General features: G+C 61.1%; 13 protein-coding genes, 1 tRNA gene and 1 pseudogene. 7 read left to right on the top strand and 8 right to left on the bottom strand.

What is annotated here, in order from left to right:
• From JMY28_RS34960 to JMY28_RS34950, 3 genes are all read left to right on the top strand, one after another.
• Nucleotides 1-963: DUF2345 domain-containing protein (locus tag JMY28_RS34960; RefSeq protein ID WP_201700449.1), on the top strand; the 963-nt coding region annotated here is incomplete at its 5' end.
• Nucleotides 956-1954 (top strand): hypothetical protein, encoded by a 999-nt coding sequence (locus tag JMY28_RS34955; protein WP_201700448.1) that lies wholly within the window; start codon nucleotides 956-958, stop codon nucleotides 1952-1954. The genes JMY28_RS34960 and JMY28_RS34955, both read left to right, overlap by 8 nt.
• The gene (locus JMY28_RS34950; RefSeq protein WP_201700447.1) at nucleotides 1926-2501 is read left to right on the top strand and encodes a hypothetical protein; all 576 of its coding nucleotides are present in this window, start codon (nucleotides 1926-1928) and stop codon (nucleotides 2499-2501) included. The genes JMY28_RS34955 and JMY28_RS34950 overlap by 29 nt, the downstream gene beginning before the upstream one ends.
• 279 nt (nucleotides 2502-2780) lie before the next feature.
• Here JMY28_RS34950 and JMY28_RS34945 read toward each other — a convergent pair.
• Together JMY28_RS34945 and JMY28_RS34940 are read right to left on the bottom strand one after the other, a co-directional pair.
• Nucleotides 2781-2857: transfer RNA gene (locus tag JMY28_RS34945), tRNA-Met, on the bottom strand.
• Nucleotides 2858-2998: 141 nt separating this feature from the next.
• Nucleotides 2999-3538 (bottom strand): PadR family transcriptional regulator, encoded by a 540-nt coding sequence (locus JMY28_RS34940; protein ID WP_201700446.1) that lies wholly within the window; start codon nucleotides 3536-3538, stop codon nucleotides 2999-3001.
• Nucleotides 3539-3738: 200 nt separating this feature from the next.
• Here JMY28_RS34940 and JMY28_RS34935 point away from each other — a divergent pair, with 200 nt between their 5' ends.
• Nucleotides 3739-4728 carry an NAD(P)H-dependent flavin oxidoreductase gene (locus JMY28_RS34935; RefSeq protein ID WP_201700445.1) on the top strand — a complete coding sequence of 330 codons (990 nt, stop codon included), beginning with the start codon at nucleotides 3739-3741 and terminating at the stop codon, nucleotides 4726-4728.
• A 64-nt stretch (nucleotides 4729-4792) separates the two neighbouring features.
• Here the strand turns inward: JMY28_RS34935 and JMY28_RS34930 are convergent, their stop codons facing one another.
• Nucleotides 4793-5413 (bottom strand): 2-hydroxychromene-2-carboxylate isomerase, encoded by a 621-nt coding sequence (locus tag JMY28_RS34930; protein ID WP_201700444.1) that lies wholly within the window; start codon nucleotides 5411-5413, stop codon nucleotides 4793-4795.
• Nucleotides 5414-5497: 84 nt separating this feature from the next.
• Between JMY28_RS34930 and JMY28_RS34925 the strand changes: the two are divergent.
• Both JMY28_RS34925 and xth read left to right on the top strand, forming a co-directional pair.
• Nucleotides 5498-5632: pseudogene (locus tag JMY28_RS34925) on the top strand (short-chain dehydrogenase); the annotation flags it as partial.
• 83 nt (nucleotides 5633-5715) lie between these two features.
• A complete protein-coding gene (gene xth / locus JMY28_RS34920; protein WP_201700443.1) occupies nucleotides 5716-6501 on the top strand; it encodes an exodeoxyribonuclease III in 786 nt (261 codons plus the stop codon).
• Between the two features lie 9 nt (nucleotides 6502-6510).
• On the opposite strand, the gene JMY28_RS34915 is transcribed toward xth, so the two are convergent.
• The 5 genes from JMY28_RS34915 to JMY28_RS34895 all read right to left on the bottom strand — a co-directional run bounded on the left by JMY28_RS34915 (nucleotide 6511) and on the right by JMY28_RS34895 (nucleotide 13460).
• Nucleotides 6511-8604, bottom strand: a complete 2094-nt coding sequence (locus tag JMY28_RS34915) for a prolyl oligopeptidase family serine peptidase (RefSeq protein WP_201700442.1) — start codon at nucleotides 8602-8604, stop codon at nucleotides 6511-6513.
• A gap of 117 nt (nucleotides 8605-8721) precedes the next feature.
• Nucleotides 8722-10305, bottom strand: a complete 1584-nt coding sequence (ntrC, locus tag JMY28_RS34910; protein WP_201700441.1) for a nitrogen regulation protein NR(I) — start codon at nucleotides 10303-10305, stop codon at nucleotides 8722-8724.
• A 70-nt stretch (nucleotides 10306-10375) separates the two neighbouring features.
• Complete coding sequence (gene glnL, locus JMY28_RS34905) at nucleotides 10376-11518, bottom strand: nitrogen regulation protein NR(II) (protein ID WP_201700440.1); 1143 nt, start codon at nucleotides 11516-11518, stop codon at nucleotides 10376-10378.
• 205 nt (nucleotides 11519-11723) lie between these two features.
• Complete coding sequence (gene glnA / locus JMY28_RS34900; RefSeq protein ID WP_201700439.1) at nucleotides 11724-13139, bottom strand: type I glutamate--ammonia ligase; 1416 nt, start codon at nucleotides 13137-13139, stop codon at nucleotides 11724-11726.
• Between the two features lie 15 nt (nucleotides 13140-13154).
• Nucleotides 13155-13460, bottom strand: a complete 306-nt coding sequence (locus tag JMY28_RS34895) for a hypothetical protein (protein WP_201700438.1) — start codon at nucleotides 13458-13460, stop codon at nucleotides 13155-13157.
• Nucleotides 13461-13604: 144 nt separating this feature from the next.
• On the opposite strand from JMY28_RS34895, the gene JMY28_RS34890 reads away from it, so the two are divergent.
• On the top strand, nucleotides 13605-14069 hold the full coding sequence (locus tag JMY28_RS34890) for a rhodanese-like domain-containing protein (RefSeq protein WP_201700437.1): 465 nt from the start codon (nucleotides 13605-13607) through the stop codon (nucleotides 14067-14069).
• Nucleotides 14070-14129 lie beyond the last annotated feature (60 nt).

Below are 14129 nucleotides of genomic sequence, written 5' to 3'. Positions count from 1 at the left end.
TCGCAGCTGAATCTCGGTTACCAGGTTAACAGCAAGCTTGAGTACCGCGGTGAAGGCTATGAGCTAAGGTCCTCGGGGTGGGGAGCGATCCGAGCGGGAAAAGGCGTAATGATCACGACCTACGACCGCCCCGGCGCGAGCGGCAAGCAGCTTGACATGCAGGAGACCATTGCCCAGCTCGAAGGCGCACTGGCCACCGCGAAGGCTCTCGCTGCTTCTGCTACCAGCGCCAAGGCTGAGGCCGCCGACATCGACGCGCAGCAGCAGATGAAGGAGGATTTCGACGGCCTGAAGAAGCCTGGGCTGCTGATGAGCACGCCTGCCTCGGCGGGCATTGTGGCGGGTCAGGGCATCCAGCTCGCGGCACAGGACAATATCTCGACTGTGGCCGGGAAGAACGCCGACTGGAGCGTGCTGAAACGTTGGACAGTCGCGGCAGGTGAAAAGATAACGCTGTTCGCGCAGAAGTTTGGCGTGAAGATTTTTGCAGCCAAAGGTCCAGTCGATTTTCAGGCGCAGGACGGGCCGATGTCGTTCACTGCTGACAAGGACGTGAACGTCGCCAGCGTCAATGGAAAGGTCAACCTGGCGGCGGCCAAGGAAATCATTCTCGAATGCGGTGGTGCGTTCATTCACATGAAGGACGGCAGCATCACGCTCGGCGGTCCGTTCGACTTGTTCGTCAAAACCATTACAGTTCAGAAGAAAGGCAAAGAGCCCCGGTATCCTGTTTTTCAGGCGCTGCCAATCATGCCCGGCGATGCCGACTATCACGAGCAATATAGATTATTGGACGACGATGGGAAAACACCGTTGCGGCGACGATATTACGAAATACATAGCGAGTCGGGGAAAATGTGGTCTGGATACTCGGACAATGAAGGTTTAACCGAGCGCGTGTATACTAAAAAACCCGAGAAAATGACAATAAAATTTTCGAAAGAAGAAGGTGATAATGAGTAAACATCGTAAACCGCATCATCACGCCAGGCCGGGGAGCACCAATAATAATCCCGATTCGCTAGTTAAAATTGTGATCACGAATGACTCCGGCGATTGGATTCGTCCCAATTCAGGGGCAAAATTCTACATCGATGAGCAGGCAAATTTCCCAGAGATAAAATTTGAATTTAAATCGAATGCGGCGCCTCCGTATCAATGGGAGTGGAAAATTGAATGGAATGCACACGTTAGTGGATTGAGGGAGCAAGTTCGGAACGGCAGAAAATTAAAGCAGTTCACTGATACTGGCAGCTTTTCGTCAAGCGAGAAAATCTGGAAAGCTGATCTCGGCTCAAAAGTGCTCGGTGGAAAACTGATTGTAACAGTGAAAATTGGGAACGATACGTTTAAGCGAACGGTCATGATTTTGGCCAAGAACCCCAGCGAGACACAAGTTACGGATTTTCTTGCGGGGATGCAAAACGTTACAGGCTTCGACAGATTGATTGCACAAGAAGGCAAGTTCAAGAATTTTATCAATGCGGATAACGAGCCTGTTGTAGCAGGCGACGCAGGGTACGGGATGACTCAGCTAACGCATCCATCACCGACTTATGAGCAAGCTTGGAGCTGGAAGGCAAATATTCTCGGAGGCGCCGCGTTGTACCAGGAGAAACAAGCAGGCGCGAAAAGTTATCTTGGACAACATGGTCGGCACCATACGGACGATCAGTTGTCGCACGAAACCATAAGCCGATGGAATGGTGGTAGTTATCACAAGTGGGACGAACAGAGCCAAACCTGGGTAAGGACACCCGAGATGCTCTGTGACCCATCAACGGGAAATATGGGTTGGGACACCACGGTTTCGGCGAATCAAAACAAAAGTGTAAGTGAGCTTCACGAGCGAGACAAAGATGAATACAAGAAGATGAGGTCGGGGCAAACAACCGATCACCCGTGGAAATATAGTGGAGTTTGTTATGCCGATCATATTGAAGGCAGCGAATAAGGTGCCGATCTATTGCGCCACATTCTTGATGCTGATAAATATTGCCTCTGCGCAGGAAAAGTCTCCTATGGAGGTGATGATTTCGAGCGGAGAGAAAATTGTTTCTGAAGATAGAGGAGTATTTATTTTTGACACAACCACCCGACGGAAAATTGAACTGCCATCACATCTAAAGCGTGCGCTATCCACATCTTCTGAAATTGTCTTTCCCGAGGCGGTGTCACGCCGACTGGATGGGAAGGATGTGTTTTTAATTGTAGTGAGAGTCCCCTCGTCCACGTCCCCAAATGGTTACTGTGGAGCGGGCTCTGAAGACGAATTGTATGCAGTAGAGTTGAATGGCATCGTCGGTAAGATCGTTTTTTCAAAAAAAGTTAACAGTTGTCTCGACAATATAGATCTCAGTAACGATGGCATTAACTCTTCATTCGAATCGATTAAATGGGTTAATAATCCTGTCGGAATTTCCATATCGTGGTCAAAAGATCAAGAGGGAAAGGAGAGCGTTCGCTTATACAGAAGAATTAAGGGGGGCTTTAAGGAGTAAGGTGAATCGCTCGCGAAGCACAACAGTACGACTTTTGAGGGCAATTTTCGGCACCCGGACGCAGTCCAGTTTTTTGTTGCGGCGCGCAGGCTTTGAAAGAAGCGCGCCGACGGCCAGTTCGGCTTTGCTGGGGAGAACGTCCGACTCGCCTGGAGAGCGGCACGGCATCTGCCAACATCGAGGATAACCGATGTGTCGATGCCAGCTCCACCCACGTTACACGGCGCCAGAAAAGCAAAAGGGCTTACACACTAATGCGGTGTAAGCCCTTGATTTGCTTGGTTGCGGGGGTAGGATTTGAACCTACGACCTTCGGGTTATGAGCCCGACGAGCTGCCAGACTGCTCCACCCCGCGTCCGTCAGAGAAAAGAAGTATAAGGCGCGTGGACCAGTCCGTCAAGGGGCTTTTCACACGATTGAAACACCACGCCTTCGAAGGCCATCAACATGATGAGGGTGTCATATCGAATTACTTCGGATACCCTGGCAAATTTCACTACGCCTGGGCGGGCTCCACCAGCGGACGCACCTCTTGCGCCCAGGCAAGCCACATCTCCTGCGTATGAATGCCGGCCTTGAGGATCGCATACTGCAACTCTTGCCCGCGCGTAAGCGAAGCCGCCCCAAAATCGCGCTGCTCGATCTCCCGATAAGTCGCGAGCCGCGCGCGATTTTCGGCGACGAGCCTCGCGAGTTCCTCGGCGAGGCCGAGCGGCCCGATCACGGCATCGGCACGCAGCTTGAGCAGAAACACGTTGCGCGAGTCGAGGTCGAGCGGCGTCTCGCGCACCCAGCGCGCCACCTCATCGCGCCCCACTGGCAACACGCAATACACCTTCTTGCGCGACGCCGCGGCCGTCTCGTCCTCGATAACCGACACCCACCCCGCCTCGACCATGCGGCCCAGTTCACGATAGATCTGCTGATGCGTGGCATGCCAGAAGTAGCCGATCGCGCGATCGAAGCGGCGCGCGAGGTCGTAGCCCGATGAAGGCTTTTCCAGCAAGGCGATGAGGATGGCGTGCGGCGTCGACATGCGGCGATTCTAAACCACGCCCCACCCGACGCCGGATCTGTTGCGGATCGAATTTTTTCACTATGCAACTGGTTGCATAGTTTCGACGGCTTTGCTATGTTTAAGCCTGCCAGCCGGCTCGCACGCCGGCGCTACGGATCACGCAACCAATCATGCGACGGCAGCCACACCCGGCCGCCACCCCAGTCAAGGAGATATGGATGTCCCTGCCCGCCGTGCTGCGCCGCGGCCTGTCGATTCCGGTCGTCGGCTCGCCGCTCTTCATTATTTCGAATCCCGATCTCGTGATCGCCCAGTGCAAGGCGGGCGTCGTCGGCTCGTTCCCTGCGCTCAATGCGCGGCCGGAGCACGTGCTCGGTGAATGGCTGGACCGCATTACCACCGAACTCGCCGAGTACAACGCGAAGCACCCGGACGCGCCGGCTGCGCCCTTCGCCGTGAACCAGATCGTGCACAAGTCGAACGACCGCCTCGAGCACGACCTGGGCATCTGCGCGCAATACAAGGTGCCGATCGTCATTACGTCGCTCGGCGCGCGTGAAGAAGTCAACCATGCGATCCACGCATGGGGCGGCATCGTGTTGCATGACGTCATCAACAACACGTTCGCGAAAAAGGCGATCGAGAAAGGCGCGGACGGCCTGATCGCTGTGGCCGCTGGCGCCGGCGGTCATGCGGGCACGCTCTCGCCGTTTGCGCTCATCCACGAGATTCGTGAATGGTTCGACGGCCCCCTGTTGCTTTCGGGTGCGATCGGCAACGGCAACGCGATTCTCGCGGCGCAGGCAGCAGGAGCCGACCTCGCCTATATCGGCTCGGCGTTCATCGCCACGCATGAAGCGAATGCCGTCGACGCGTACAAACAGATGATCGTCGAAGGCGGCGCGGGCGATATCGTCTACTCGAATCTCTTCACGGGCGTGCACGGCAACTATCTGCGCCAGAGCATCGTCGCGAGTGGCCTCGATCCGGAAGCGCTGCCGCAGTCGGATCCGTCGGCGATGAATTTCGGCTCGACGCGCGTGAAGCCGTGGAAGGACATCTGGGGCTCGGGCCAGGGCATTGGCGCGGTGAAGAGCGTCGTGCCGGCCGCCGAACTCATCGAACGTTTGAAGCGTGAGTATGAGGCAGCGCGCGTGCGCCTGGGCGTGGTCGCCGCACCGCAAGCCGAGGAGCTGGCCGCGCTTTGATGCTCGGCGCAAGGCGGGAGCGATCATGCCGCGCCCGCCTCGCCTCGTTATGAAGCGGCGCGCCCTAAGTGCGCGACTTCACACGCGCGATCTCCTCTTCGACATCGCGCAACTGATCCTTGCCGAAGTACATCTCCTCGCCGACGAAGAACGTCGGCGAACCGAACGCGCCGCGCTCGAACGCCGACTGCGTGTTCGCCAGCAACGCGGCTTTCACAACGGGGTCCTGAATCGCCGTTTCAAACGCCGTGGCGTCGAGGCCGTCCTCCTCTAGCGCCGCGCGGATCACGGCAGGGTCGTCCATCTTGAGGCCCTCTTCCCACATGTGCGCGAACATGCGCTCGACGTAGCGCTCGAACGTGCCGTTGCGCTGCGCCGCAATCGCGCCGCGCATGATGTGCAGCGTATTCACCGGAAAGTGCGGATTGCGCCGATAAGCCGTGAGTCCATGCCGCTCGATGAAGCGCCGCATCTCCAGCATCATGAACTTCTGCTTGTTCTCAATGCCTGCGAACGCCTCGCCCGGCGAGCGATTGCCGCTCAGCTTGAAAAGGCCGCCGAGCAGTACCGGCATATAGTCGAAACGCACCTGCTGGCGCGCCTCGATGTCGCCGATCACCTTATGGCACAGGTATGCGTTAGGACTGCCGAAGTCGAACAGAAACTGCACCTTGACGTCACCCATCGTGTCTCCCTATGTGAATTCGCGCAGCTTTGCCCCAGCGCGGCGACATCCTACGATACCCGAAACCGGGCTGCCGTTGCGCAGCGCTACAAGCTCATGAAACGCGACGGCATCCTGAACCCCGAGCACATCGCCGACGCGTACTGGACGCTGCACCAGCAACCGCGCGATGCGTGGACGCACGAGCTCGACTTGCGGCCGTGGCTGGAGCAATGGTGAGGCCATTGCCGCCCGTTTCGCGAAGCAGGCGATAATGGCGCCGAAGTGCACCGAACGCACACCGTCACCCTATCGAGCCTCACATGAAAATCGCAACGTGGAACGTCAACTCCCTCAAGGTCCGTCTGCAGCACGTCATCGACTGGCTCAACGAGAGCAAGACGGACGTGCTCTGCCTCCAGGAACTGAAGCTCACCGACGACAAATTCCCCCGCGCCGACCTCGAGGCGCACGGCTATCGCAGCTGGTTCGCGGGCCAGAAGACCTATAACGGCGTGGGCATCCTCGCGCGCGAAGGTCTCTTCGTCGACGAAGCCACGGTCGTGCGCAACATTCCTGGCTTCGAAGATCCGCAGCAGCGCGTGATCGCCACGACCATCGGTGACGTGCGCGTGGTGAGTGCGTATTTCCCGAACGGCCAGGCGCCGGGGACCGAGAAGTTCGCGTACAAGCTGCAATGGCTCGACGCCATGCACGACTGGCTCGCGCAGGAGATGCAGCGCTACCCGAAGCTCGCGCTGCTCGGCGACTACAACATCGCGCCCGAAGATCGCGATGTGCACGATCCGAAGGCCTGGGAAGGCCAGAACCTTGTCTCGCCCGAAGAGCGTGCGCAGTTCCGCCGGTTGATCGAACTGGGCTTCGTCGATGCGTTCCGCCAGTTCGAGCAACCCGAAAAGATCTTCACGTGGTGGGACTACCGCATGTTCGCGTTTCGCCGCAACGCGGGCTTGCGCATCGACCACATCCTGCTCTCGCCTGCGCTCGCGGCCCACCTCACCGCGTGCGAAGTGGACAAGGTGCCCCGCAAGTGGGAGCAACCGTCCGATCACACGCCAGTAATCGCCACGCTCGATATTGCTGGCTGAACGCCCGCCTTACCAGCTCCCCGCGAGCGTGGTCCACAAAAAGCGATAGACGAGCGCGTCATACTCCGCGCGCTCGAGCGAATCGCTGCCGGGGCCGTGACCGCCTTCGGTGTTCTCCAGATACCAGACGTTCGCGTGCCCCTGCTTCTCCATGCGCGCGACCATCTTGCGCGCGTGCGAGGGGTGTACGCGATCGTCGCTCGTCGAAGTGGTGAACAGCGATGGCGGATACGCAACGCCGGGCTTCACATGGTGGTAGGGCGAGTAAGCGGCGAGCGCGCGCGATTCTTCGGCATCCTCAGGATCGCCATACTCGTCGATCCATGACGCACCCGCATGCAGCAGCGGGTAACGCTGCATGTCGAGCAACGGCACCTCGCACACCACGGCGCCAAACAGCTCGGGACGCTGTACCATGCACGCGCCCACGAGCAGTCCGCCGTTGCTGCCGCCCTTGATACCCAGTTGCGCCGCGCTCGTATAGCCATCGGCGACCAGTTGTTCGGCCACCGCGATGAAGTCGTCGAACGAGCGCTGGCGATGCTCGCGCTGCGCCTCTACGTGCCAGGCGGTGCCGTACTCGCCGCCGCCCCGAATGTGCGCGATCGCCACTACACCACCCTGCTCCAGCCAGCCTATGCCCGAGCCCACAAGATATTGCGGCGTGAGCGCGATCGCGAAGCCGCCGTAGCCCGTAAGCAGGCACGGCGACGCCTTGCGTGAACCGCCTTCGAGCACAGCCTTCGGGCCGATCACAGTGAACGGTACGCTCGTGCCGTCCGCGGAACGCGCGTGCGAGCGGATGACCGTGAGCGGCCCGGAATCGAACTGCGTGGGCCAGCGGTCGAGCAATTCCCACTGCTGGAGATCGGTTTGCGCGAGGTCGGCGAGCCAGTATTCAGGCGGCAGCAGGTAATCGTCGACGTCGACGAATACCTCGTCGTTAAGCGTATCTTCGATGGGCGAGACATCGACCTGCGAACTCGCACGCGCGGGAAACACCCGAGACTCCCAGCGCCACGCGCCATCGTCCTGCTGCGGCTGCCAGAGCATCGTGCGGCTCTCCACATCGTCGAGCCAGGAGACGATCAAGACGTTTTTCGTATTGGTCCAGTCGCATGCCGACGTAACGGGAGTTGGCGTGAAGAGCGCCGTAAACGCGCGATCGCCCGCGAGGAAAGCGTCCTCGCGAATCACAAGCAATGCACCGCCCTTGTACGTCACGCCCGAAACATTCCAGTCGAGGCGCGGTTCGAGCAGCAGCCAGCCATGCCACGCGCCCACCGAGACATGTGTAGGCACGTCGTACACCTGCCAGTCGCCGCGCGCATCCAGACGATACGTATATGAATCGAAGAAGTCGACGCTGCGCACCACGTCGTGGCGCTTTTCGACCGGATCGTAGTCACCTTCCACGCTGATGTCGTCGAACTCGCCGCTGAACACCACGCTCGCGTCCGCGAGCGCCGTGCCGCGCGTCCAGCGGCGCACCTCGCGCGGATAGCCCGAACGCGTGAGCATCTTCTTTCCGCTTTTGCCGCCCGCGTCCCATCCCAGGTACACGGTATCGCGATCGATCCACGAAATGATGTGCTTGCCTTCCTTCGCAATGCCGAAGCCATCGTCCACGAATTCGCGCTTGACGATGTCGAACTCGCGCACGATAACGGCGTCGGAGCCGCCATCGGAAAGCTGGATCAAGGCGCGGTCGCCGTCCGGATAGAGGATGTCGATGCCCGCGCACACCCATGGCATCCCCTCCTTCGCGCCGAGCGCATCGAAGTCGATGAGCGTCTGCCACTGCGGCTTATGGGCGCGCCAATCGGCCCAGAGCGCGCGGCGCCACAAGCCCTTGGGATTGTCCTCGTCCTCCCAGAGGTCGTAGGCCCACTCCTGCCAGCGGCTCGGGATGACGGGCCGCTCGCGCGGCAAGTAGGCTTGGGCGAGGCGCTTTTCCAGCGCCTCGAAACGCGCACCGCCCTGCCACGCGGCGCGCGTGCGCGCGTTCTGCGACTCGACCCAGGCCATGACGGCGGGGTCGTCGAGCGATTCGAGCGAAAGGAAAGGGTCGGCCTCGGTGGGCCAGGGAGAAGTCACGGGCATGATCGGTCGTCGACAGGAAAACAGCGTCGATTATGCCCTGTGTGCGCGCAGGCGCACTGCGCGTCGGGCCGGCTCGCGTTGCGCGAGCCCGGCCCGGTGCCACATGCTAGCCCATGCTCATTCCAGATTGAGCTCCTGGATCTTGCGCGTAATGGTGTTGCGGCCGATACCAAGACGCTCGGCGGCCTCGACCTTGCGCCCACGCGTGAAGTCCAGCGCCTCGCGGATCACGGCGGCTTCGAAGCGCCGCGACAGTTCGTCCATCACGTCGGCGCTGTTCTCGCGCAAGAGACGCGCGACCTCCGTGCGCAGCCCGCTCTCCCACACGCTCAGCGGCGAGACAGCGGCCGCGGCGCCGTTGGACGCGCCGAACGCCGGCGTACCGAACACTACGCCGCCCGAGACCCCGCCCATCGCGCCAGGCAAGCCCGCGCCCGCTAAAGCACCCGCAACTGGCGATGCTCCGCTCGCGCCATTGGCTGCCACGCCCGCTTCGGCTGCGGCCGAGGCATCGCCGAGATGCACCGCCGCACCCGCCGAGCCGTGCGCAGGCACGAGGTCAGGCGGCAGATCCTTGATCTCGATGGTCTGCGCGGGCGCCATCACCGTGAGCCAGTTCGCGAGATTCTCGAGTTGGCGCACGTTGCCAGGAAACGGCAGCGCGGACATCCAGACAAGCGCCTCGTCCGAAACGCGCTTGGGCTCCACGCCCAGTTCGCGCGCGCTCTTCTGGAGGAAGTGGCGCGTGAGCAGCGGAATGTCCTCGCTGCGTTCGCGCAGCGCGGGCAAACGCAGGCGAATCACGTTGAGCCGGTGATACAAGTCCTCGCGGAACAGCCCCTGGCGCACGCGCGTTTCGAGATTCTGGTGCGTCGCGGCGATTACGCGCACGTTCGCGCGCAGCGGGTTGTGTCCGCCCACGCGGTAGAACTGCCCATCCGAGAGCACACGCAAGAGGCGCGTTTGCAGATCGAACGGCATGTCGCCGATTTCGTCGAGGAACAGCGTGCCGTTCTCGGCCTGTTCGAAGCGGCCCTGGCGCATGGCCTGCGCGCCCGTGAACGCGCCGCGCTCGTGGCCAAACAGTTCGGATTCCAGAAGATCCTTCGGAATGGCGGCGGTGTTCAGCGCAATGAATGGGCCGTTCGCGCGTGGGCTATGTCGGTGCAAGGCGCGCGCGACAAGCTCCTTTCCGGTGCCAGACTCACCCGTGATAAGCACGGTGGCGGCAGAATGCGAAAGCCGCCCGATGGCGCGGAACATGTCCTGCATGGCCGGCGCCTGACCGAGCATCTCGGGCGCTTCGGCGGGACGCTCGTCCCACTGCTGCTCGCCGCGCATGCTTTCATCCACGGCGCGGCGAATCAGCTCGACAGCCTTGTCGACGTCGAAGGGCTTGGCGAGATACTCGAACGCGCCGCCCTGAAAAGCGGCTACCGCGCTGTCGAGGTCCGAGAACGCCGTCATGATGATGACGGGCAACCCGGGCACGCGCTCGCGCACGGTTTGCAGCAGCTCGAGGCCCGAGCCGCCCGGCATGCGGATGTCGGAGACGAGCACCTGCGGGCTGTCGTGATCGAGCGCGCTCGCAGCTTCGCGCACGTTCGAAAAGCTGCGGGTAGCGAAGTTCTCGCGGGCAAGGGCCTTTTCGAGCACCCAGCGTATCGATTGGTCGTCGTCTACTATCCAGATCGGCTTCATAAGATCGGTCAGAAGTCCTGGTGGCGTGCGGGTATCGGTAAATCCATAAACAGCTTAAGTAGTTGTTGATTCAACTATCAAGCGGCAGCAATATCTGAAACTCGGTGTGGCCCGGCCGGCTATCCACTTCGATCAGTCCATCGTGCTGCTGGACGAACGTCTGCGCGAGCGTGAGGCCGAGACCGCTGCCATCCTCGCGTCCGGAAACGAGCGGATAGAAGATGCGGTCGCGAATATCCTCGGGAATGCCGGGTCCGTTGTCAGTGATATGCAAGTCCAGTGCCAGCTTGCACAGGCGTTTGGAAATCGTGACCTTGCGCGCAACACGCGTGCGCAATTCGATGCGAGCGTCGCCCTGCGAAATGCGTTCGCGCAGCGCCTGCGCGGCGTTGCGCACGATATTCAGCAGTGCCTGGATCAACTGCTCCTTGTCGCCGCGCAGGTCGGGCACGCTCACGTCGTAGTCGCGCTCGATGGTGAGGCCGCGCGGAAATTCCGCGAGGATCACGGCGCGCACGCGTTCGCACACCTCGTGAATATTCACGTCGCCGACGATATGCGGATGACGATGCGGCTCCAGCAGCCGGTCGACGAGCGTCTGCAGGCGGTCCGACTCCTTGATGATCACCTGGGTGTACTCGCGCAACTCGTCGCGCTCCAGCGCGCCAAGCTCGAATTCGAGCAGCTGCGCGGCGCCGCGAATGCCGCCGAGCGGGTTCTTGATTTCGTGTGCGAGATTGCGGATCAGATGCTTGTTCACGGCCGTGAGGTCGTGAATGCGCTCCTCGCGATCGCTGCGCAGATGCCGCTCGTTCTCGAACAGTTCGAGCAGCACGTAATCGGGCGCGCTTTCGAGAAAGCCCACGACCACATGCACGTTCAGCGGCTCGCGGCCGGGGCGTTCCAGCGAAGCATCGAGTCGCGTCGCGTGAAAGCGATGCGCAGCGATCGACGCGATCGTCGAAAGCAGCTCGTCCGCGTTCGAGAAGAGATCGGACCACGCCATCTGCGCGAGCTGGCGACGCGAGAGATCGAGCATCGCCTCCGCCGAGGGATTCGCGAAGGCGACGCGCAGCGTGCGCTTGTCGAGCACGAGCACGACAGTGGGCAGCGCCTCGAAGCCCGGCAAGAGGCCCGACTCGACGAGCGGCGCGTCGTCGGAGAGCGGTTCGGCGTGGCCCTTTCTTGCCTTGATCAGATTCTTGAGCACCATGTTTCAGGCCGGCCGCCATACGGCGCACCAGCAACGGTCCTGGTCGTTAGTTCCGGTCAATGAGCTGGTCAACGAGCGGGTCAAGAGCCCAACGAAAAAGGGACGGCACCGCCGTCCCTTGGAGACCAACGCCTAAGCGTCCTGCGAGTCGTACAAACTGAACCGGCGCTTCGCTGTGTAGCGTCCAGCGAAGCGCCATCGCCAATTACAGCGAGTAGTACAGTTCGAACTCGACCGGGTGCGTGGTCATACGCACGCGTTGCAGTTCGCTTTCCTTCAGCGCGAGGTACGCGTCGATCATGCCGTCGGTGAACACACCACCGCGCGTCAGGAACTCGCGATCCTTATCGAGCGCTTCGAGAGCCTGGTCGAGGCCGGCGCAAACGGTCGGGATCTTTGCATCCTCTTCCGGCGGCAGGTCGTACAGGTTCTTGTCGGCGGCTTCGCCCGGGTGGATCTTGTTCTGCACGCCGTCCAGACCTGCCATCATCAGTGCCGAGAAGCACAGGTACGGGTTAGCCAGCGGATCCGGGAAGCGCGTTTCGATACGGCGGCCCTTCGGGTTCGACACGTGCGGAATACGGATCGATGCCGAGCGGTTGCGCGCCGAGTAAGCGAGCTTGACCGGTGCTTCGAAGTGCGGAACGAGACGCTTGTACGAGTTCGTGCCCGGGTTCGTGATGGCGTTCAGCGCGCGAGCGTGCTTGATGATGCCGCCGATGTAGAACAGCGCGAATTCCGACAGACCAGCGTAGCCGTTACCCGCGAACAGGTTCTGGCCGTCCTTCCAGATCGACTGGTGAACGTGCATGCCCGAACCGTTATCGCCAACGACCGGCTTCGGCATGAACGTCGCCGTCTTGCCGTACGTGTGCGCGACGTTGTGGACGATGTACTTCAGTTGCTGCGTCCAGTCCGCGCGCTGAACCAGCGTCGAGAACTTCGTGCCGATTTCGTTCTGGCCCTGGCCCGCCACTTCGTGGTGGTGCACTTCGACCGGAATGCCGATCTGCTCGAGCAGCAGACACATTTCCGAGCGGATGTCCTGGAACGTGTCGACCGGCGCGACCGGGAAGTAGCCGCCCTTCGTGCCCGGACGGTGACCCGTGTTGCCGCCTTCGATTTCGCGGCCCGACGACCACGGTGCTTCATCCGAACCGATCTTCACGAAGCAACCCGACTGATCCGTGTTCCACTGGATCGAATCGAAAATGAAGAATTCCGGCTCCGGACCGAAGAAGGCGGTGTCGCCGAGGCCCGTGCTCTTCAGATAGGCTTCAGCGCGCTTTGCCAGCGAGCGCGGGTCGCGCTCGTAGCCCTTGCCGTCGGCCGGCTCGACCACGTCGCAGGTCAGCACGAGCGTCGATTCTTCGTAGAACGGGTCGACGAAGGCCGTGTTCGGGTCCGGCACGAGCAGCATGTCCGAGGCTTCGATGCCTTTCCAGCCGGCAATCGACGAACCGTCAAACGCATGACCCGACTCGAACTTGTCTTCGTCGAATGCCGACAGCGGAACCGAAACGTGCTGCTCCTTGCCGCGCGTGTCCGTGAAGCGGAAGTCGACAAACTTGACGTCTTCGTCCTTGACGAGTTGCATGACGTCGGCCACGGATTTACTCATAACCTATTCTCCTGATTAACGATTTCGGCGAACGCTGCCGCCGTCCCAATCTTGTTGATCCTCGCCGGCCGCCTCCTTCCCAGGTCTGTCCTGCTGACCCCGGCTGGCCGGCTGCGAATCGATCGCGACGTATAAAGCAGCTTCCGTGCCATGCATGCGCCAACGTGGCGCAAAACCCTTTCGCGACACACACTTGCAATCAAAAATCGTGCGCGGCGCTTTTGTGGAGCCACCAGCCTGGCGACTCATCGGCACCAAAATCGTGCAATCCCGAATTTGGCGCGCGAATCTCTCTTCATTATGGTGCAAAACATCTTGCATGCACCAACTCAATGCATTGCGCCCTCTGTCCGGCTCACAGCATCGCGCGCGTGCTGTTTTGCCTTGCCTGGACCGACCGCCCCGCTCCGTCCCCACGCGCTAGAATGGTTTTTTGGTCCAACGCGAAACAGGAGATCCGTTGTCATGAGTACGCTCGAACAGTTGTACGCCCAGGCCGAGAAGCGCCGCGTCGAGAACCAGCTGCCCTACGCGGGCGCGGTATCGCCCGCAGAGGCATTCGAGCTTCTGCAGCTCGACCCCCGTGCGCGCCTCGTCGACGTGCGCACGCGCGCTGAACTCGACTGGGTCGGCCGCCCCGTTGTGGGCGACGGCCAGTATTCGCACGTCGAATGGACCCGCTACCCGGGCGGCGTGCCCAACGCCGAGTTCCTCACCCAGCTCAAGAGCGCCGTGGAAGCCGACGCGCCCGTGCTATTCCTGTGCCGCAGCGCCGCGCGCTCCAAGCTCGCCGCCATCGAAGCCGCAAAAGCCGGCTTCACCAGGGCTTATGACCTGCTCGAAGGTTTCGAGGGCGACAAAGACGGCCAGGGACACCGCAAAACCGTCACAGGCTGGTGCTTCCGGGGCCTGCCGTGGATCGGCGCGTAAGACTTGGCAGCCTCCAACCCAACGGGCCACTCTGAGCGCCGCGTGTGACACGCCGATGAT

The sequence above is a fragment of the Paraburkholderia hiiakae genome (assembly GCF_904848665.1).
GTDB classification, from domain to species: Bacteria; Pseudomonadota; Gammaproteobacteria; order Burkholderiales; family Burkholderiaceae; genus Paraburkholderia; species Paraburkholderia hiiakae.
Note: the sequence above shows the minus strand (reverse complement) of the source record. Positions and strands in the feature narration are given on the sequence as shown.

Excerpts from the sequence above, each read along its gene's own strand:
- JMY28_RS34955 (WP_201700448.1), top strand. The coding sequence starts at position 956 with ATGAGTAAACATCGTAAACCGCATCATCACGCCAGGCCGGGGAGCACC.
- JMY28_RS34950 (WP_201700447.1), top strand. The coding sequence starts at position 1,926 with ATGCCGATCATATTGAAGGCAGCGAATAAGGTGCCGATCTATTGCGCC.
- JMY28_RS34940 (WP_201700446.1), bottom strand. The coding sequence starts at position 3,538 with ATGTCGACGCCGCACGCCATCCTCATCGCCTTGCTGGAAAAGCCTTCA.
- JMY28_RS34935 (WP_201700445.1), top strand. The coding sequence starts at position 3,739 with ATGTCCCTGCCCGCCGTGCTGCGCCGCGGCCTGTCGATTCCGGTCGTC.
- JMY28_RS34930 (WP_201700444.1), bottom strand. The coding sequence starts at position 5,413 with ATGGGTGACGTCAAGGTGCAGTTTCTGTTCGACTTCGGCAGTCCTAAC.
- xth (WP_201700443.1), top strand. The coding sequence starts at position 5,716 with ATGAAAATCGCAACGTGGAACGTCAACTCCCTCAAGGTCCGTCTGCAG.
- JMY28_RS34915 (WP_201700442.1), bottom strand. The coding sequence starts at position 8,604 with ATGCCCGTGACTTCTCCCTGGCCCACCGAGGCCGACCCTTTCCTTTCG.
- ntrC (WP_201700441.1), bottom strand. The coding sequence starts at position 10,305 with ATGAAGCCGATCTGGATAGTAGACGACGACCAATCGATACGCTGGGTG.
- glnL (WP_201700440.1), bottom strand. The coding sequence starts at position 11,518 with ATGGTGCTCAAGAATCTGATCAAGGCAAGAAAGGGCCACGCCGAACCG.
- glnA (WP_201700439.1), bottom strand. The coding sequence starts at position 13,139 with ATGAGTAAATCCGTGGCCGACGTCATGCAACTCGTCAAGGACGAAGAC.
- JMY28_RS34895 (WP_201700438.1), bottom strand. The coding sequence starts at position 13,460 with ATGCAAGATGTTTTGCACCATAATGAAGAGAGATTCGCGCGCCAAATT.
- JMY28_RS34890 (WP_201700437.1), top strand. The coding sequence starts at position 13,605 with ATGAGTACGCTCGAACAGTTGTACGCCCAGGCCGAGAAGCGCCGCGTC.